14 protein-coding genes are annotated in these 20869 nt (G+C 31.3%); 5 read left to right on the top strand and 9 right to left on the bottom strand.

Annotated features, from left to right (window positions below):
* Positions 1-2: 2 nt before the first annotated feature.
* Together Q4Q40_RS06350 and Q4Q40_RS06345 are read right to left on the bottom strand one after the other, a co-directional pair.
* Complete coding sequence (locus Q4Q40_RS06350) at positions 3-1193, bottom strand: efflux RND transporter periplasmic adaptor subunit (protein ID WP_303300947.1); 1191 nt, start codon at positions 1191-1193, stop codon at positions 3-5.
* Positions 1190-2644 (bottom strand): MATE family efflux transporter, encoded by a 1455-nt coding sequence (locus Q4Q40_RS06345; RefSeq protein ID WP_303300946.1) that lies wholly within the window; start codon positions 2642-2644, stop codon positions 1190-1192. Before Q4Q40_RS06345 ends, Q4Q40_RS06350 begins: the two co-directional genes overlap by 4 nt.
* 132 nt (positions 2645-2776) lie before the next feature.
* On the opposite strand from Q4Q40_RS06345, the gene Q4Q40_RS06340 reads away from it, so the two are divergent.
* The 4 genes from Q4Q40_RS06340 to Q4Q40_RS06325 all read left to right on the top strand — a co-directional run bounded on the left by Q4Q40_RS06340 (position 2777) and on the right by Q4Q40_RS06325 (position 7201).
* The gene (locus Q4Q40_RS06340) at positions 2777-3670 is read left to right on the top strand and encodes an AraC family transcriptional regulator (RefSeq protein ID WP_303300945.1); all 894 of its coding nucleotides are present in this window, start codon (positions 2777-2779) and stop codon (positions 3668-3670) included.
* Positions 3671-4052: 382 nt separating this feature from the next.
* A complete protein-coding gene (locus tag Q4Q40_RS06335; RefSeq protein WP_303300944.1) occupies positions 4053-5162 on the top strand; it encodes a sensor histidine kinase in 1110 nt (369 codons plus the stop codon).
* Positions 5159-5875: a LytR/AlgR family response regulator transcription factor gene (locus tag Q4Q40_RS06330; protein WP_303300943.1), complete on the top strand. Its 717-nt coding sequence runs from the start codon at positions 5159-5161 to the stop codon at positions 5873-5875. Before Q4Q40_RS06335 ends, Q4Q40_RS06330 begins: the two co-directional genes overlap by 4 nt.
* Before the next feature lie 105 nt (positions 5876-5980).
* The gene (locus Q4Q40_RS06325; protein ID WP_303300942.1) at positions 5981-7201 is read left to right on the top strand and encodes an Lcl C-terminal domain-containing protein; all 1221 of its coding nucleotides are present in this window, start codon (positions 5981-5983) and stop codon (positions 7199-7201) included.
* A gap of 200 nt (positions 7202-7401) precedes the next feature.
* Here the strand turns inward: Q4Q40_RS06325 and Q4Q40_RS06320 are convergent, their stop codons facing one another.
* From Q4Q40_RS06320 to Q4Q40_RS06290, 7 genes are all read right to left on the bottom strand, one after another.
* The gene (locus Q4Q40_RS06320) at positions 7402-9054 is read right to left on the bottom strand and encodes a S1C family serine protease (RefSeq protein WP_303300941.1); all 1653 of its coding nucleotides are present in this window, start codon (positions 9052-9054) and stop codon (positions 7402-7404) included.
* 105 nt (positions 9055-9159) lie between these two features.
* Entirely contained in the window at positions 9160-10536 is a 1377-nt protein-coding gene (locus Q4Q40_RS06315; RefSeq protein ID WP_303300940.1) for a redoxin domain-containing protein, read from the bottom strand.
* An 85-nt stretch (positions 10537-10621) separates the two neighbouring features.
* Positions 10622-11995 carry a TlpA family protein disulfide reductase gene (locus tag Q4Q40_RS06310; RefSeq protein ID WP_303300939.1) on the bottom strand — a complete coding sequence of 458 codons (1374 nt, stop codon included), beginning with the start codon at positions 11993-11995 and terminating at the stop codon, positions 10622-10624.
* A 270-nt stretch (positions 11996-12265) separates the two neighbouring features.
* Positions 12266-13402 carry a TlpA family protein disulfide reductase gene (locus Q4Q40_RS06305; RefSeq protein ID WP_303300938.1) on the bottom strand — a complete coding sequence of 379 codons (1137 nt, stop codon included), beginning with the start codon at positions 13400-13402 and terminating at the stop codon, positions 12266-12268.
* A gap of 225 nt (positions 13403-13627) precedes the next feature.
* Positions 13628-15079 (bottom strand): RagB/SusD family nutrient uptake outer membrane protein, encoded by a 1452-nt coding sequence (locus Q4Q40_RS06300; protein WP_303300937.1) that lies wholly within the window; start codon positions 15077-15079, stop codon positions 13628-13630.
* Positions 15080-15084: 5 nt separating this feature from the next.
* Positions 15085-18639 (bottom strand): SusC/RagA family TonB-linked outer membrane protein, encoded by a 3555-nt coding sequence (locus tag Q4Q40_RS06295; protein WP_303300936.1) that lies wholly within the window; start codon positions 18637-18639, stop codon positions 15085-15087.
* A gap of 156 nt (positions 18640-18795) precedes the next feature.
* Positions 18796-19929, bottom strand: a complete 1134-nt coding sequence (locus Q4Q40_RS06290; RefSeq protein ID WP_303300935.1) for a FecR family protein — start codon at positions 19927-19929, stop codon at positions 18796-18798.
* Between the two features lie 149 nt (positions 19930-20078).
* On the opposite strand from Q4Q40_RS06290, the gene Q4Q40_RS06285 reads away from it, so the two are divergent.
* Complete coding sequence (locus Q4Q40_RS06285) at positions 20079-20636, top strand: RNA polymerase sigma factor (RefSeq protein ID WP_303300934.1); 558 nt, start codon at positions 20079-20081, stop codon at positions 20634-20636.
* Positions 20637-20869: the final 233 nt, after the last annotated feature.

The raw sequence follows: 20869 nt of genomic DNA, 5'->3' as shown, positions 1-20869 counted from the left end.
TGTTAATTGGAGCTTGTTGTATTTTTAGTAGTAACTTGTAAAGCTTCTACATCGATAGCATTCACTGGAACAGGCTTAATTTCTTTTCCGCTAGACAGTGTATTGACTCCTTCAATAATGACCTCGTCATTTGCTTTTAGTCCATTGGTTACAATATATGCTTGACCCGAAGTAGAAGGTGTTACTGTTATTTTAGTAGATTTTGCTTGTGATAGACTATCTACTACGTAGGTATACACATGTCCTTGAATTTCATAGGTAGCAGATTGTGGTATCTGCAACGCATTTTCTATAGTTCTGGGAATTCGTATGGTAGCACTATTACCAGTTCTAAGTAAATTATCTGGGTTGTCAAAAACAGCACGAACATTAAACGAACCCGTCTCTTCATCTACCTGTCCGCTTATAGTCTGTATTTTACCTGTTTGATTGAACAAGGTATAGTCAGGTAATAAAAGGGAAACTTCGGGCGAGTTGTTCATACGTTCCTGTGAACTGGTGCCTTGGTTTTTTCGAGCGAATTCAAGATGCGTTTTTTCATTAATAGAAAAATAGGCATACACTTTTTTAATATTAGATACTGTTGTTAATGGATCTGCAGTACTACTGCTTACCAAACTACCTAATTTGTATGGTAGTGTTCCTATAAAACCAGAAACTGGGGCGGTAATACGTGTATAATTGTAATTGGTTTTAGCATTTGCCAAATTAGCTTGTGCTTGCTCTAATGCTGCTTTTTTAGCTGTTACTGTATTTTCCGCCGAGGTAAGCTCAAAACTGCTTATAATTTCTTTTTCTACCAAGGGTTTTGCCTTTTCCACATCTAGCTGAGCAGAACTTACTTCTGCTTTCGCACTACTAATGGCAGCTTGTGTATTGCGTACCTCTTGTTCGTACTGCGGTGCATTTAATACAAAGAGCAAACGCCCCTTTTCTACATATTCGCCTTCATCAACTAGGACTTTTTCTATAAAACCTTCAATTTTAGGTCTAATTTCAATATTCTCAACGCCTTCAATAGTTGCTGGGAATTCATCATAAAGTTCTATCGTCTCTGGAGCTAGTTTTAACACCTTATATTCGGCAATAGTTTCGATTCTATTAGGAGCTTTATTCGTATTACAAGAAATGGATAGTAGACCAATAAATAGTCCAACACCCAAGATATCTAAGTTAATTGTTCTAATTTTCATATATGTAATTGTTTATTACTGTTAATTGTATTGCGTGTTATTAATTTCTTGATTGAATATTTTTTAACTAGTAAGAATGAGATAAGAGCTGCTAAACCATCACTAATAACAAAGGCTATCCATATACCGATTAAGCCGTAAATTTTAGTTAATATGAGTGCAATAGGGGCAAACAAAACGGGACGCAGTAGCGCCAAAAATGTTGCAATTTTGTTTTTTTGCAACGCCTGAAAGTAACGTGTCATCACTATTTGTACCATATAAAAAGGAATTGATATGGCGAATATTTGTATCGCTATTTTAGTGATAGTTGTGATGTTTTCATTGTCATCAATAAAAACACGAATCATTGAAGTGGGGAATAATTCCAGAATCGCAACTCCAGATAGAGCAATTAAAAATACCATTTTTAACGCGTATTTCAAAGTTTTTACTGCGCGATCATATCGCTTTGCCCCAAAATTGTAACTTATCACAGGTTGTATACCGTCGCCTGTACCAAGTGCTGTCATCATAAAAAAAACGTTAATCCCGAAAATGATCCCCATTGCTGCAACTCCATCTGTTCCTCCAGATTGAAGCAGTAGGCTATTAGCGAATACGTTCTGTAAGCTTATAGCAATGTCCATAATAAAAGGAGCAAAACCAACAGAAAGAATGGGTAGTATAATATGTTTTTTGAGTTTGATTTTTTTCCATACTATTTTCACGAGGCTTTTACCACTTAAGTAATACCGTATTAAAAGTATGGCATTGACAGATTGAGCAATTATTGTTGCTAGTGCAGCTCCACTTATGCCCATATTAAATATTTTCATGAACACATAATCTAAACAAACATTGATTATGGATGATAATAGGATGAGTTTTGCTGGAAAACGAGGGTTGCCTTCTGCACGGCATGTAAATTCTAAGGCGAGGAAAAAACTAAGAGGAAACCCCATAATGATAATTACAAGATACTCTACAGATAAATTTAAAAGTGTTCCTTGAGCACCAAAAGCAACCAATAAAGGTTTATAAAAGAATAAGCCCATGGTAGTAAAAATTACTATCGTTATTAAAAGCCCAGCAATAGCATTACCAAGTGCATCTTCTGCTTTGCCAGTTCTTTCTTCACCCAAATATTTAGCAATTAAAATACCTGATCCACTACCAAAAAGTAGTATGAATCCAAACTGAAAAAGTGTGACAGGAAAAACCATGGTCACTGCCGACAATCCGTTTGCACCAACAAATTGACCAACAAATATGCGATCTACTAAATTGTAAAGTGCATTGATTAGAAGTCCCAAAACAGCAGGGCCTACAAAAGCAAAAAGTAGTTTTAATACAGAATCATCTTTAAGAGAATAGCCTTCTGTATTGGTGCTAATTTGAAGCGAAGCAGCTTCTTTCTTAGATTTTAAGAAAAGAAATATGCTACGAGATTTATGTACCAGATTATTCATTTACTATTTTATTCACTTTTATGAATACAAAGGTATATGGGTTAAAAACAAAAATTTGAATTACTATTTGTGCAAAAAAGATTATTATTTAAGTTTTTGTATTTTTGGACATGCTACTCAAGAATTAATAGTATGAAAGTATTTAAGGATATAAATACCTATTTTTTAAACAGTACGGAATTTGCTAATGATTATTCTAATAGTTTTTATATTAGAAGAATAGCTAAACATATGGCGTTTGTTGAGCCTGATAAAAAGTTTTGGGGACCTCATAAGCGAGATTTCTTTGAGATAGCTATTTTGCAACGGAGTACAATCAATATTCAAATTGGTAATCAAACCCTTAAGGAGATGAAAAACAGTTTGGCTATTGTTTCCCCTTTTCAAATAATTAACTATAGTGAAGTACCGCCTAATGATGATTACGGTTATATTATTTATTTTAACGCCTCCATTTTTACCAGTTTAAGTCAATCTTATGGACTCCAAAATGAATTTCCTTTTTTTAAAATTCATACGATGCCCCTTTATCAACTATCAGAAAATGATTTTAAGGGTATACTAAGTATTGCTCAAGAATTATATCAAGAGTCAAGAAGTACAGAGTTACATAATCTTGAGATAGTTAGGTCTTTACTTATGATCTTACTTTATAAGGTAAAGCGTTCTACCCAAAACAATAAAGGTATGGTTACCACCAACAGGTTTGATACTATGATGTCAAAATTTGAACAGCTAATCCTTTCAGGTAATAATCATTTTTTATCTGTAAACGAATATGCTTCGCAGATGAATATAAGTCCTATATATCTCACCGAATGTGTAAAAAAAGCAACAGGTAAGAGTGCGCAGAAAATTATTATTGATTATAAGATGTTGTATGCAAAAACACTTTTACACCAAATGGATAAATCTGTAGCTGAAATAGCTTATGCATTAAATTTTAATGAAGTCGCTAATTTTAATCAGTTTTTTAAGCGTAATACGGGAATAACAGCTACGCAATTTCGTAATAGAACAAATTAAGAGAATCTTAAAAATGCTTCTTTGGTGCCTGAAGAACCTTGAGAAAAAACCTAGTCTAATTCTCTAAAGATAGTTAATAATATGTCCTATTGAATACCTTGTATGCTTGCATCGAGGTGGTTTGTTTTATCTGATAAAATACTACAACTTTTCAGGTTTTGGTTGACTGAAACCAAAATTCTATTGATAATACTTGAATACTAATAATAGAAATAGCACTTTTGTTTTACTGTTAATTGGGTTTAAAAATAAAAGGTATTAAACTTCTGGACTGGCAAAGGCAGGTTCAACTTACAATTTTGAATGCGTCTTACAGACTGACTTCCCATAATTGAGTTTTCCTGTCACGTAATAAACGTGGACTAATAAAGCTATGTAAATTATGAATGAAAAATTCTTAAATAAACAAAGTTCAAAGTTTTTTGAGTCTATTTTTATTTCATTATTTTGGATACTGTTATTTATTTTACCTCCATTTTTTCAATGGATTAATAGCGTTGCTATCCATTGGAATGTTGTATTTAATGTATGGGTAGATTACTTGCCATTATTAATTGTTTTTTGTGCAAACAGATTCATTTTAATTCGTGTTTTTTTATTTAAAAAAAGATATTTTCTTCACATCGTATCTGTGACTATAGTCATCGCATTAACAGTGTTGGGTTCTATTACAATACGTCAACAACTAGTACCCCAAAAAATAGTTTCCCAACATAGGCAGGCGCTACTTCAATTTCCCGATGCTAACAAAGCAGTTGTGCAACAAGGTGGGGCAGGAGGCCAAACACATATAGGTACTTACCCTCCCTATGTAAATTTGATTCTATTATCCATTCTATTGGTTGGTTTTGATACTGGAATGAAACTTTCGGTACAATGGGCACAAACGCAACGACAAAAAGCAGAAGTAGAAAAAGAAAATATTAAAAACGAGCTTGCTTTTTTAAGAAATCAAGTGAGTCCGCATTTTTTAATGAATACATTAAACAATATTCATTCATTAATTGATTTTGATACTATAGAGGCCAAACGTTCCATTGCAAAACTGTCTATATTAATGCGCCATCTATTGTATGAATCTAATGAAAAATCCATACCGTTAACCAAAGAAATTAAATTCATAAAAAGTTATGTTGAACTTATGAAACTACGTTTTTGCGAAGAGGTAACTATTAAATTGGAGCTGCCCGAAAACCCACCCAATATTTTAATTCCACCATTGTTGTTCACAAATATTCTTGAAAATGCCTTTAAATATGGAATAAGTTATGAGCATAAATCATTTGTTTATATCAATTTATTGATTCATCAAAACGAGCTCAAATTTACCATTCAGAATAGTTTACATGCAAAGTTTAAAACAGCTAAAAACTCTGGAATAGGGATAGAAAATACTAAAAAGCGACTTAAATTGCTTTATAACGATAACTACGTGTTTACCTGCACAGAGAATGAAAATGTATTTAGTTCAACTATAAAGATTCCAATATGATAACATGTATAGCTGTAGACGATGAACCTCTGGCGCTTAGGCAGATTGTTTCCTATATTGACCAAACATCCTTTCTTCAACTTAAAGGGAAATTTACAAACGCATTAGAAATAAATGACTTCCTGAAAGAAAACCCCGTTGATTTGTTATTTCTAGATATTCATATGTCCGACTTAAGTGGAATAGAACTTGCTAAAACGCTTGAAAATCCTCCTAAAATTATTTTTACGACAGCCTATAGCCAATATGCCATAGAAGGATACAAAGTTAATGCCGTGGATTATTTACTAAAACCTATTGAATACGTAGATTTTTTATCGGCATCAAATAAAGCAGCAGATGTTATAAATAAAGATAAACTTCTTAATACAGAGGTAAAAAAGAAAGATGATTTTTTGTTTATCAAATCAGGTCAGCAGCATATCCGAATAAATTTTAATGACCTAAAATACATTGAAGCGCAAAAGGAATACGTCTGTTTGAATTTGGTAAATGGTGAACCCGTAAAAACATTGCTTCGACTTAAAAACATTGAGGAAGTGTTACCTAAAGAAAACTTCATGCGTATTCACCGTTCTTTTATTGTAAACCTTAATCATATTGTTACCGTAGAACGCAACAGGATCATTTACAGCAGAAAAGAATTTATAGTGGTAAGTGATACCTACCAAGAAGATTTTAAAAACTTTATAAGCAATAATTTTTTCAATTAGAATTTCATTGATTGAATGATGGATTCCATTGATACTACTTTTATTAAACGCATCTATTGAAGACCTTTAAACTGTGTTTAGCCTAAAAAATAAAAGAAAAAAATTATGGATTTTAAATGTATAAAAATTTCAATAAGTTTAGTTGCTGTTTTTTTAATTTTCTCTTGTGAAAATGATGCTGATGGTGAAGTGCAAGAAGAAGAAGTTGTAACCAATCTACCTTATCCTATTGTGGATACAGATGTTTCTGAGTTTTATAATAATGATGCCATAATTACAGAACCAAACATAGGTGATGCTTTTTATGGCCAAGATGCTACTTACTCAGGAAACCAACCTTCCTATACTGATAATGGTGATGGTACAGTAACCGATAATGTAACAGGGTTAATGTGGCAACAAGATATGGGGGACAAAATTTCATATGATGACGCTGTGGCATTAGTAGAAACTATAAATTTAGGTGAATATACAGACTGGAGGATACCTACAATAAAAGAGCTTTATTCATTAGCTTATTTTACAGGGCGATGCTTTGGTGATGATTCTGTAGATATGTTCATTGATACAGCATATTTCGAACAACCCATTGGAAACACTTCTATAGGCGAAAGAGAAATAGATGGACAAACATGGTCTAAAACACATTATGTAGGGCTTATAATGAATGGAGATGAAGCCATTTTTGGTTATAATTTTGTTGATGGTAGATTAAAAGGGTATCCTAAATACAAGCCAGCAGACGGATCTCCTAACACAATGTATTTTAGAATGGTGAGAGGTAACGAATCTTATGGTGAAAATAACTTTAAAGATAATGGAGATGGAACAATTACAGATAATGCAACAGGGTTAATGTGGCAACAGGCTGATAATGGCAGTACATACGACTGGGAAAATGCACTAGACTACGCAGAATCACTTACGCTTGGAAATTATAGTGACTGGAGAATGCCTAATGCAAAAGAGTTACAAAGTATTGTTGATTATACGCGAAGTCCTTCAACCTCTTCTTCACCTGCCATTGATCCCTTGTTTTCATGTACGCCAATTATCGATACAGATGGTAATTCGGGACAATATGGTTATTATTGGACAAGTTCCCCTTTACAAGACGGACCTAACCCTTATACCGATGCTGTTTATTTCTGTTTTGGAAAAGCTCAGGGTGTCATGAACAATTCACTATTGGATGTTCATGGAGCAGGAGCACAGCGTAACGACCCAAAATCTGGTAACATTGCTGATTTTCCTGATAATTTTGGCCCCCAAGGTGATGTTCGTTATGTATATAATTTTGTGAGATGTGTAAGAAATGTGAATTAATAGCTTTCTTATTCTATCTTCAAAAACCCCATTATACTATTAATGGGGTTTTTGGTTAGATGAAAACAATAATACTATTAATAAAACGATAGCTATATTTTTTATATTATATATTATTCTACAGAAAGTAGTTCTTTAATTTTTGCTTCAAGTTCATCGCTTTTAAGATCTCTAGCAACAATCTCTATCTGTTAATTAAATTATTTTATATCCTTTACTGTTTGTAAAACAACATCTATTGGAACTGCAAAAGAACTCGTTCTATTTTCTTTAGCTATATTTATCCCTATAACATCTCCATTAATATCTACTACTGGTGTTCCACTTTCATAAACCTCTATTGGCATATCGTGAGTAAATGCTTGTGCAAAATCATGCTTTCGCTCGCTAATATCAATATCATACGCAATATGTCTATTTCTTATTCTTTTTGCGTTCTCTTTTAACAAGGTAACTTGTACTTTTTCTTCTTTTCCTTCTCTTAAAACGGTAACCTTTACTTTTTGATTCACTTGGGTTGTTTCTAAAAATGAAATACGATCGTTGCTGTTTTCAATTTTTGTATCATCAAATTTAATAATGATGTCTCCTCTTTTTAACCCTGCTAACTTTGCGGCTCCATTGTCATAAAGTACAAAAATTTTATTTGAAAATGTAACTGATGCTCCTAAAAAACCATGCGAAGGAGGTTCTGGTAATATCTGTCTTACGGGTGCACTAATAACTCCTGAGTATTTTATATCTTCATTAAAACTTGCTGATCCTATTAGTTTTCCAACACTAGTATCTATGTTTTTAGGAATATTAATAGCTGCTAAATTTTTCGATTGTATTTGAAGTACTGCCAAATCATTAGAAGCATCAATACCTATTATGGTTGCTGGACTAATTACTCCATTATACTGCTCGCAGCTTAGACCTTCTTTATTTAACTCTGAGGCTTTCGCTACAATATAGCCTTTGGAATTTATAATAGTTCCGTACGTTACTATCTCGGTGTTATCTACAAGACTTTTTATCTTTACAACTGATTTGTGTAGGTTTTTTGCCGATTTGGCAATACTATTAATTACAGCTGTTTTACCGCCTTCTAAGGAAAATGGTTTACTTATGTTAGACGCAGAGATAGTTTCATTATCTTTAGGAAATTGAGGTTCTCTTGGCGCTTTTTCATTAAACATTTCTCCGTTAATTAACTTTGTCCAATTTTCTTTTACAGGATCAATAGGGGCATAAAAATTTTTTTCCATTGAGCGATCAATATGACTACAAACACCTATTACTTTACCATTTAAATCTACCAAAGGGCCACCCGAATCTCCAGGCATCATAATACAAGTTGTTTGTAAGTATCCCAATGCCTTCGTTCCCTTATAAAAACCTATTCGCATCAAAGCTGGTCTATCTGATTTAAGGCCACTAGAATGCCCAAACATTAAACATGCTTCATCATTTCCTAAATCTGAAGATGATCCTAACTCTAGATATTCCCAAGACCCTTTCTCTACTATTTTCATAAGTGCATAATCTCCTTTTTCATCTTTCCCTAAATGGATAGCGTTATATGTAGAGCCATCATTCATAGTAATACTGCTCTGTTCTTTTCTAACACCTAAAACAACGTGTGCTGCGGTTAAAATATATCCATCCTCAGAAATTAAAACACCTGTTGCATTATTATTTATAGCAACTGTACTTTTTAATACTTTTTTATATGTTTTCTGAATTTGACTCTCTAACTCATCTAGTTTTTTATTCTTATGCTGTGCATTTAGATGCGCTTGACTTAAAAAAAGAAAAATGAAAAGGATACTAGTTTTTATAATGACGAAAATATTTGCTCTATGCTTCATTTTATTGATTACCTATTGTGTTTAATATTATTTATAATGGCTTTTTATTATGTAACAAACACTATTCCTAAAAAGCTAAATTCTAAATAGTGTTCATAAATTATTTTAAATACCTAACTCATTAAATAAATTTATTAATTTAGGATCTGATGGTTTTGGTGCATTTTGGTTAACGATTGCACCATTTGGATCTATCAATATAAAACGTGGAATAGATTTAATAATATAATCTGATATGAATTGTGATTTAAAGCCATTATCTGCAATTACTTGGATACCTCCAAGGTCTTTATCTACCACCATTTTTTTCCACTTATCATGGTCTTTGGATTTATCTACAGAAATACTCAAGAAGCTTATATTTTTACCATGATAGGCTTTTTCTATACGCTTTAAATCTGGTATTTCTTTAATACATGGTACACACCAAGTGGCCCAAACATCTATATAAATATATTTCCCTTTAAGGTCGTCTAAAGATATGGTGCCACCTGAATGTTTTTCATAATTTGTGAATTTAGGAGAAGGTTGCCCTTTATTTAGTTTTTTAAATTCATTATAAATTTTGGTGATTTTAGCATTGTTTTCTTCATTTGTTGATGCATTTATAAAAAGCTCATAAAATTTTTCAAAATCTTTGGTTTGATATAAATCGTATTCTGCCTTTTTAAAAATAAGCTCATTCTTAATTGTTTGATTGGGAATGGTAGCATATACTGTAACCGCTTGAAGACCATATTCAAGAGTACCAGCTCTACCCAAAGCATATATTTGTTTGTTGTAATGACGGTTTACCATCTCTTTATAGGCACTAGAGAATTGGAAATCAACTCCATTATCCAAATCCACACCTTCTAATTCTGCTAAAAAGTCTTCGGAAGGTTTATAACCTCTTTTTTTAGCCCATTGTCTATGATAACCACCAGCATAACGCTCTAATTCATTTAAATATTCGTAATTAAGGTTACGCTTTTCTAGAGTTTTAAATTCTGAAGAAATGCCTTGACAAGTATCTAATTTAGCATCTAAGGTTTGGTGTATTTCTTTAAATTTACTTTTAAAGTCAGGCTCTTCCAACGTGTAAATATCCATGCCTTTTCCTTTCCGTTCAGAAATCATTTTATTCTTATAAAGCATATAATTAGAGGTCTCTGCACCTTTACCAGAAATCTTAAGAGAATTATTAAAATCTTTAGCGTCTGTTATAAGGTTTACATGACTCCCGTTGTCTAAATATACTTTTCTAGTATGTTCACCAACGCTAAGTAAGTAAAGTCCTGGATTAGCCTTAATTGTATCGGAGAAAACCCCATTTACTACAGGAATTTCCTTTTTAAAAGATTGATCTGATTTTACTAATATTATTTCTTTAGCATCAAGGTTTTCAATTTTACCTGTTAATATTGCATAATCGACAGGGGCTTTTTTTGAACATCCTATGAAACCTAAAAGCAACCCTAAACTTAATATTGTATTTTTCATTTTAGTTATTTTTCTGTTTTATTTAAATGAGTTAAATGTTTGTTTTTTAATGCATTAGCTATTTAGAAATGCACAGCGTATTCATTTAAATATTTAACTCATTAAATAAATCTATTAATTCTGGGTTTGAAGGGCGTGGTGCTTTACTAGATACTATTTTCCCTTCTGGATCTAATAATATAAAACGTGGAATAGAAGAAATAAAATAGTCTTCGAGGAATTGAGATTTCCCTCCTTTATCTGCAATGACCTGAATTCCTCCTAGATCTTTATTTTTAACCATGGTTTTCCACTTATCGTGATTTTTAGCTTCATCTATGGATATACTTAAAAAAACGATATTCTTTCCATGATACGCTTTTTCAACACGCTTTAAATCTGGTATTTCTTTAATACAAGGCACACACCAAGTTGCCCAAACATCTATATAAACATATTGTCCTTTAAGATCGTCTAATGACAAAGTACCTCCTGAATGCTTTTCATAATTTGCGAATTTTGGAGAGGGTTGTCCTTTACTTATTACCTTTAACTCATTGTAAACTTTAGTGATTTTAGCATTGTTTTCTGCATTTGTTGATGCTTTCATAAATATTTGGTAATATGCTTCAACATCATCTGCTTTCCTCATTCCATATTCAGCTCCAGTAAATATCAATTCATTTTTAATGGTTTTATTTGGAATAGCTCCATGTATTTTAAGCTTTGCAAGCATAAAGGAAATTGAGTCTTTTTTAGATAAATCTTTAATTTCATCAATATAGTGCGCTGTAACTAGCTGTTTATATGTATTAAAACTCATAAAATCTGCTTCATTATTTACATCTAAGGTCTTTAATTCTGCTAAAAAACCTTCTGATGGCTCATAGTCGTTCTTTTTAGTCCAATAAAGATGTTTACCTGTTGCATATTTTGATAACTCTAACAAGTAGTTATAATTGTTTTTACGTTTTTCTAACGCTTTAAAGGCAGGGTCTATCCCCTCCATAGTGTCTAATGCAGTATTTAATAAAGTGCTTATATTTTTGACTTTATTTTTAAATTCGCCCTCCTCTAATACGTATAATGCTTCTTCATCTGCTTTCTGTATTTTTGTTTTATTTTTTAACAGTAGATAATTTGTAGTTCCCGCACCTTTCCCTGAAATTTTAAGAGAATTATTAAAATCTTTAGAATCGGCTGTAAGATTAATATCATTTCCGTTATTCAAATAAATATTAACACTGTTTTTACCTGCTTTGAGCAAATAAAGCCCTTCGTTATTCTTAATAGTATCTAAGAAAACACCATTAGTATCTCTCAAAATTTTCTTTTTAAGAGACTCTACTTTGGTTAAAGTTATTTGTCTAGATTTATAATTTTCAATTTTAGCAGAAAATAAAGCATAGTCTACTGGAGTTTCTTTTTTACAAGCAATTAGACTTAAAACTAATGCTAAACTTAATATTGTTTTTTTCATTTGATGGAATAATAAAATATGTGTTAATTGTATTTACTTATGTATAAACTGGTGACTTAGATTTTCTTTATTTCTCCAAACAAAGACTTTTCAAAATAAAATTTTATGATTATCTACATGCACGACGTAATAATTTTATTTTAAATAACTGTTTTGTAAAAAGTGCATTCCTTATTCTTTTTTAATATCATTAACTGGGTACTAAAATTGTGATGAAACAAGGACTAAAGAATTTTATAAAATCATAATTACATTTCTCGAAAGTATAAATTACTCTACAGCAAGTATTTCTTTAATTTTTGTTTTAAGTTTATCGCCTTTAAGGCCTCTAGCAACAATTACCCCATTTTTATCTATTAAAATAGTTTCTGGTATTGTATTTACTGCGAATACTTTTGCTGAAGGACAATTCCATTCTTTTAATGATGAAGCCTGATCCCAAACAACATACTCATTTTTCTTTAAAAAATTACGCCATTTAGTTTCCTTTCTATCATAAGATATTCCTAAAACTTCTAAACCTTTAGGATGAAATTCATTGTATATTTCTCCTATATGTGGCATTTCCTTAATACAGGGGCCACACCAAGTTGCCCAACAATCTATCAACAATACTTTACCTCTGTATTGATACAAACTAGTTTCTCCTCCATCTAATGAAGGAATGGAAAAATCATCAGGGGTACCTCCTACAAATGATCTTTTTATGACTTCTAAACGTGATGTTATTGGTGTTGCTTCTTTTGAGTTCTTTATATTATCAGTCAAATTACTGAATGCTTCTTCAACCGATGGTAACGGATCATAGCCTAACATATAATTTTTTATATAAAAAGCAGTTGCATAATTATTTGGATAATTGGATAGCGTATCTAACATCTCGGTAATAAAATCTACGTCTAATTTTTCACATGCTTTTGCCAACTCTTCATCACCAATTTCCTCCTTCTTATTCGCTACTACTAGCTTGTTTGTTTTTCCTCCCCATATATTTCTTCTTTCTTTATAATTAGCTTTAAGTTTAGCATATAAGGCATCTTCTTTGCTTCTTTCTACTTTAAAAATAGACTTCGTATATTTTTCTGTAATGACTTTTTGTATAATATTTACATTAACAATGGTATCCTCAATAAGTATCTCGTCTTTAAATCTAGTTCCTGCTATGGATAATCTAACTTCTTTTATTTCTCCAAATGAAGGCCCGCTAAATGAAAAATTCCCATTAGCATCAACACGCATAGAGTCTATAGTTTTAATTGAATATTTATCTGAAACATCCTCTAAAATAAGTAACTCCCCTATGCCGTCTTTAAAAATTCCATTAATTGTGTACTGAGGTGTTTTTTGATTACAAGAAAACAATAATGCTATTAATAGAATTATAGTTATAGTTTTTGTCTTTTTCATGTTGTTCATGTTTAATCTAAAAATTCTCCGACCCTTGGGTCGGGGTTTCCAATTAACCTCTCCTTTGGAGAGGTTAGAATTGCTTTTTTTTAGTTATGGTTGTGGTAAAATAAAAAATGCAGTTTCTGCCTTCAAAGACAAAATCTGCGCTTAACTTGATTGGGTATAAAACTAACTATCACCCTAGGGTTTACCAAGAGTGATAGTCAGTATAAAATCCTTTATTTACCTATCATATTGAGGCATATCTGGATTAAAATCTATAACAGTATTAGCAAGAGGTAAAACATACCTTAAATCGTTTGGTGGTAATGTGTAATCTACACCTTCGATAGTATGAGTTATTGTTTTAGCAAATTGAGGTTCTTTATTAAGCCTTTTAAGATCCACAAACCTAAAATCAGAAAGAAAAGAAAGCTCTCTTCTTCTTTCTTCTAAAACCATTAATAAAGCTTCGTCATTCGTTGCAGCTGTTAATGCCACATTGTCGGTAATTCTATAATCTCTAAGATAGTTTATATACTCCATGGCTTTATCTTTACTACCAACTCTAGCTTCTGCTTCCGCTAAAATAAGATATAGGTCTGGTAACAACATTCCTGCATTTCTTCTCACAAAGTTAGAAAAAATAGTCCTACCAAAAAGATAAACTTTATCAAATTGTTCATATTCCGACCAATCAGTATCAAAATACAAATCTCTACGTTTATCTATTGAACCAGTTGGTAAATCTTTTTCATACACATCTACTAACTCTTCTGTTGCTAAAGCCTCTCCTTCAAAATTATTAAGCGATATTTTGATATACATGTTTTCTGATATATCATATATATCTTCCATTACTAATCCAGTATTTGTGTTCGTAATTCTATCCTCCGTACCAAAACCAGCACTGTAATTTTTTAAATCTTGCAATTCAAAATTTTCTTTATTATCTAAAGCTAAATTTGCATAAGTAAGTGCATTATCAAATTGCCTCATAAATAAATATACCTTAGCTAACAGTAAATAACCAGAAGCTTTTGTTGGGTGTAAATTACTTGAGGCAGTTACGGGAAGATAAGTACTAGCTTCTAACAAATCCTTAATTATTTGATTATAAACTTCTTCTACAGTATTCCTACCATATTCTGCATAAATATTACTTTCTAAAATTAGAGGCACACCATAATCTGTACTAGCTGTATCAGAATCGTAGGCTACTGCATAAAGGTTTATTAATTTGAAAAAAGTGTATGCTCTACCAAATAAGGCTTCTGCTCTAACCGCTAATTTATCTTCTTCAGATGCATCTGTAACTTCCATTACCTCGCTTGCCACATAATCATAGGTGTAAATTTGTTCATAAGATGCTATAAAAAAAGCATCATCTTCATCATCTAGATATGTAGGTCCAGAGTTAAAATAATAATAATTTACACCATAATCTGAGAGATTAAAAAAGCTAAGACCAATTGGCATATATGGCTCAGATGATTTTTCTAAATCATCCGTAAAAAGATTAACATTGCCCATATCGAACTGATTTACAAGACTTGGATCACTCAATAGAAGTACAAAATCTTCATGATTTCTAGGTATAAATTCTCCTTTTGGTTTTACCTCTAAGAAGTCATCACAAGAATAGAAATTTAAAATAATTAGTAATGCTAATACTATTTTATAAATATGTTTCATTATTTTTAAAAATTAAAATTAATTGCAAAAGTATATGTTGGCATAACCCCAGTTCCTCTACTACCATCTTCAGACCAAGCTTCAGGGTCTAGATTATTTCTGTTATTTGTCCAGAGAAAAGGGTTACGAACATCAAAAGTTAATCTCAAATTAGAAAAATTAATTTTTTCTAAGATTGCTTTAGGTGCATTATAGGCTAAAGATATATTTCTTAGCTTAACGTAATCTGCCTTTTGAACATGTATATCTGCATAGGTCCATATATTTCTTTGATCACTTGGAACATGACCATCACTGCCTGAGCTATCCCAATTAATTGCTGGTGCCGTATATATATCCGCCTCATCACCTGGCTCTTTCCAATAATTTAAATGTATCCTATCTACATTACGAGTTAATGACCAGGGATATTTATATGATGGATAATGCCCTGCAGCTACATCTCTCTGAACATGTCCTCCATAATAAATAAAAAGAAAAGAAAGATTAAATTGTTTATACGTTATATTATTAGTGAATGCTGCATGATATGGAGGATCATAAGTTCCTTCATCTATCAAATCTTCCAATTCTAACTCAAGATAACTGTCTGTAATAGTACCATCTGCTTTATAAAGTAATGGAGCCCCATTCTCGTTTAAGCCAGCATAGCGAAGCGAATAAAGTGTATTTAACTCTTGACCCTCTCTTAATTGATTATCGGAAAGATAATCATATGGATCTACACCTTGTTCATCAATATACTCTGTAACTTTATTTCTATTATAATTAAGAATTAAATTACCACTCCATCCAAAGTCCTGAGTATTTATAAATTGTGTATTAAAACTTAATTCAATACCTCTATTGTTTAATGAGGCATAATTTTTAGGAACATTAGTCCAACCTAAAATAGGATCTGCGTCTACACGTGCAACAGCGTCTTTGGTACTTCTATCATAAAGTTCAATAGTACCTCTTAATTTCTTAGAAAACAACTCATAATCTATAGCTAGATTAGTTATAAAAGTTTGTTCCCATCTCAACTCTTCAACTGGCGGAGAACTTATACTAGCATAGTCTTCTCCCGCATCATTAGGAATATCAGAAGCTGTTGCCAAAGCATCTGGTCCACTGTTATCAAAAACATTACCGCTTATCCCATAGGTAGCTCTAATTTTTAATCTATCAAGCCATGACACAGGTTGTGTGTCTATGATGTAGTTTGCACCAAAAGACCAAAGCGGACGATATGCATATTTAGGGTTTTTACCAAATAAATTAGACTCGTCTATTCTTGCACTTACATTAAGTCCTAATTTATCATCAAACATGTAGGAAGCATTTCCGTAAACAGATACATATCTATCAATTGAATTTGTGTAAGAAGCTTGTGATGGTAAAAGAAAATTGTTTAGAACAGCTTCTGTATCAGTAATCCGTAAACTCATCTTAGCTTCATCTACAGCAACAAAAGTTAAATTATCAGGATCATAACCATAACGTGTAAATCCATAGCCATCAGTAACTACTTGTCTTCTTTCTCCACCAAGAAGAAAGCTTACATCATGTTTTTGATTAAATGACTTATTATAGTTAAGTTGCGCCCGTAAAGTATATGAACTCCTATCTGTAAATGATTCTGAAACTTGACCTCCAATAGGGACATTATGAATAATTTCACCTCCAGTTTTGACACCAGTAATTGGATCCTCTAAAACAGGATCAGTTACACCCCCAACAACCACATCTACTATTTGAGCAGCATCGTTTATCATATTACGAACAGTATAAGAATTTCCTGAAGAATACCTTGTACTACGGGTTTTACCAATCTCTTGTTGCCCCCTTAAATCTAAACTCAATGCTTCTGAAAGCTTAATATTTGCTCCGAAATTTATAACAATAGAAGGTCTTTTAACTTGTGTTCTACTTTCCTCCAATTGGTTCAAAGGATAATACGATTGATCTAATAAACCTGATCCAATAAGTCTTTGAATCTCCCAATCACTCTTAATGTGATTCCACTCCGCTGGATTTCCATCTTCATCTCTAAGCACTTCATAAGGAAGTCTTGAGGAACCTATTAAATTAAGACCAGTAATACCCGTATAATTATCTGAATAATTATAACTACCTAAAATAGACAGATCAAACTTAAACCGATCGTTTAATTTAAAATAATTTTTTACGTTAAGCCCTATTCTTTCACTAGGCCTATCAATTTCAAAAGAACCATTACTTGTATAATTAAGAGATACTGCATATCGATGGGCTTCAGTTCCACCTCTTAATGAAAAGTTATGTTGTTGTGTATATTTTGAAGTTAATAACTCATCTACAACTTGATCATATCCATCTTGCCCCCTAAGTCTATTTAACTCAGAATTTAAATACTCGTCTGAAATACCTCCCCCCAAATTATCAAACAATAATGTATTAACTTCATCCATAGCTAACGTTATATCTTTTCTTAAATCATACATTTGTTCTGGGGTATTATGAGCAGCTATGGTATTCCAGATTGCTAACTGATAATCAACAAATTCGGCAGATGACATTAAGTTTTGATATGATCGACTTGGTAGTGGCTCTATTTGATATGATGATCTATAGCTAAATCTTGGCTTACCAACAACATCTTGCTTAGTAGTTACCACAATAACTCCATTTGCAGCTCTAACACCGTAAATCGAAGCCGCTGTAGCATCTTTTAAAACCGAAACATTCTCTATATCGCTAGGATTAATAGATTCTAAATCGCCTTCATAAATCACGCCATCTAAAACAATTAAAGGATAATCTTCTCCATAAAGTGTGGAAACCCCTCTAATTACGGGAGTACCTCGATATAAAGATAACCCGCTTATAGTCCCTTCTATTCTTTCTAAAATATTTGTTTGAAATTTAGTTTCTATTAATTCGGCTCCTACAGATTCAAAAGAACCTATAGATTTTGCCTTTGAAAGAACTTGATATCCTGTATTAACTATTTTCTTGCCTGTTACAACTATTTCATCTAACTCATTATCAGACTCTTTTAAAACAACATTTATCACTTTTTTGTCACCTACCTTTATACTTTGTGTTTCAAATCCCATACTAGAAAAAATTAACACATCATTAGTCATAAGACCTTTAATACTATAATTACCATCGAAATCTGTTAGAACTCCCTTTCTAGTCCCTTTAATTTGAACAGTTACATTGAATAAAGGAACCTTATTCTCATCAGTAACATTCCCAGTAATTTCCTCTTGTATTTTTCTTGAAACTTTTTTTTCGATTACAATTGTATTATGTTTAAGTAGTTCAAAATGATAATCTACATTAGAAACAGCTTTAGATAGTAAATCTTTTACTTTAATGGTACTTTTGCTCAAATTAACCAAAGGGAAATCCTTAAAAAGATCTGAACGGTATATAAACTTATAATCTGTTTGCGTCTGAATAATATCAAAGATTTCATCAATGGTAACTATTTTGTTCTCCTTAATTTTAACATTCACATTCTGTGAAATAATGTCAATGGGTGTAAAACCAAAAATGGTAGAGCAAAACAACAACAGCATTGTTCTCATAATAAAGTTTTTTGTTGTTTTCCTAAAAAAGTAAAATTCTTTAGTAAAATTAAAATTCATAAATTTGTTAGGCATTAGTTATTTATTTAATTAATGTATTTAAATCTAGGGGATGAGGTTAATTTACTTTGAGCGGTATAAACCTCGTCTCTTTTTTTATTCCAGAACTATTTTGTCATCATATACTTTATAATTTAGATTAATATTTCTTTTAATAGGTTCTAAAATTTCTTCTAGATTCATACTTTTACTTAAGACCCCATTAAATCTTATATCTTCAAGTTTTTTGTTTTTAATAATTATATCTACATCATACCATCTAGACAAAGCTTTCATAATTTCCTTTAGAGGCTTATTTTTAAAAGAAAATATACCTTCTCTCCAAGCTGTTTCATTATAAACATTAACAGTTTTAATTTTAATATTACTTGTTACTTCATTTAAAACAGATTGTTCACCTACGTTTAGTTTTTCTTTAAAAACGTCATTTCTTACAGACACTTTACCTTCGGCCAAAGTGGTATAGACACTTTTTTCATCTTTATAAGCTTTTATATTAAATTCTGTACCTAACACTTCTACTTCTTGCAGATTAGATACAACTTTAAAAGTTGCTCCATTATGATTTTCGCTAGGAGACACATCAAAATAAGCTTCGCCATATACAAGGGTTACTTGACGGGTTTCTCCTTTTTTAAAGGTTACAGGGTATTTTAATTTTGATTCAGAATTTAACCAAACCTGCGTATCATCTGCTAACTTTACCTCAAACTTACCGCCTCTTGGCACAGTAAGGTAGTTGTACGAAATACTGGTACTTCCTTTTTTATTATATACTATTTGTTCTCCATTACTTTCAACATCTTCTGTATTATAATGCTGTCCTTTTTCTAAAACAACACTAGAACCATCTTCAAGAGTTAAAGTGGCTTTATCAACACCAGGGCTTACGACTTCTTCAAAAGAATTTAAATTATTAATTGGTTTTTGATTGTTTATAAAGAAATAAGACAATGAAAACATAAGAACTATTAAAGCCGCAGCAGAATATTTAAACCAACTTGGTAAAACATACTGCCTTGGTTGCTCCTTTTCATTTATTGTGTCCCATATTTTTTTATAGGCACTATCTATATCTGGTTTATTTAGTAATGTATGGATATCATAATAATCTTTTATATAGTCTTTAAAAAGGTCTTGGTTTTTCTTTTCTCTTAACAATACTTTAAGTTCACTTAGCTCTTTTGAAGATATTGTATTTGTTATATATTTTATTGTTAGTTTTTTCAACTGTTTGTTTGTTTTAATTTAGTTTGTATAATCAATACGTTAATTTATTGTTTTACCCTTAGCTTAATTTTATTTTTTTTTAGCATATTTGTACTTTATAATTAAAAATGTAAAAAATTAATTTGAAAGCTCTCTCAAACGACTCTATATTGGCTAAAAATATAAAAAAAGGCAATAGAAAGGCATTTAAGATATTGTTTGAGCGTTATTATAAAAAACTTTTAGATTATTCTGTTACCTATACTCACGATTTACACGAAACAGAAGATATTGTACAGCAAACATTTATAATACTTTGGAAGAATAGATTAAAAATAAATACTGAAAAATCTATTAAAAGTTATTTGTACAGAATAACATACAACACTTATATTGATATTTACAGAAAACAAAAAAAAAGAGATGCTTTTTTTAATGAACTTAAAGAACAAGCTCTTAGAGAGAGAATTGCAGAAGACCCTGAAGCTCTAGAAAAACGTATTATTAAATTAAAAAATATAATAGAAACACTACCAGAACAATGCAAACAGATTTTGTATATGAATAAGTTTCAAGGTCTTAAGTATAAGGAAATTTCGGAACAATTAGATATTTCTGTAAAAACAGTAGAGTCTCACATGTATACCGCTTATAAAAAAATACGAAAAGCTTTTAATGAAGATAATTTATTTTTGTTATTCATCTATAAATATGTTATTAAACAGTAACCAGCTTACTATCGCTCTAGTTTTGGTTAAAACTATATATTAACTGCATTATTAATCTCTGCACTTTTTATTATGGTTATCAAAAACCTTATAAAAACTACCTAATTTTAGTCTATACACAAATACATTATACATTAGCTTAATCTTAGGTCATTAAAAATATTTTTTCTGGAAATCAAATTAAATCTTATCAGGCAATTACTGATTATTAAACTTTCAGTATCACATCAAGT

The organism is Flavivirga jejuensis, assembly GCF_030540765.1.
GTDB lineage: Bacteria > Bacteroidota > Bacteroidia > Flavobacteriales > Flavobacteriaceae > Flavivirga > Flavivirga jejuensis.
This window is presented reverse-complemented; position numbering and strand designations above follow the sequence as displayed.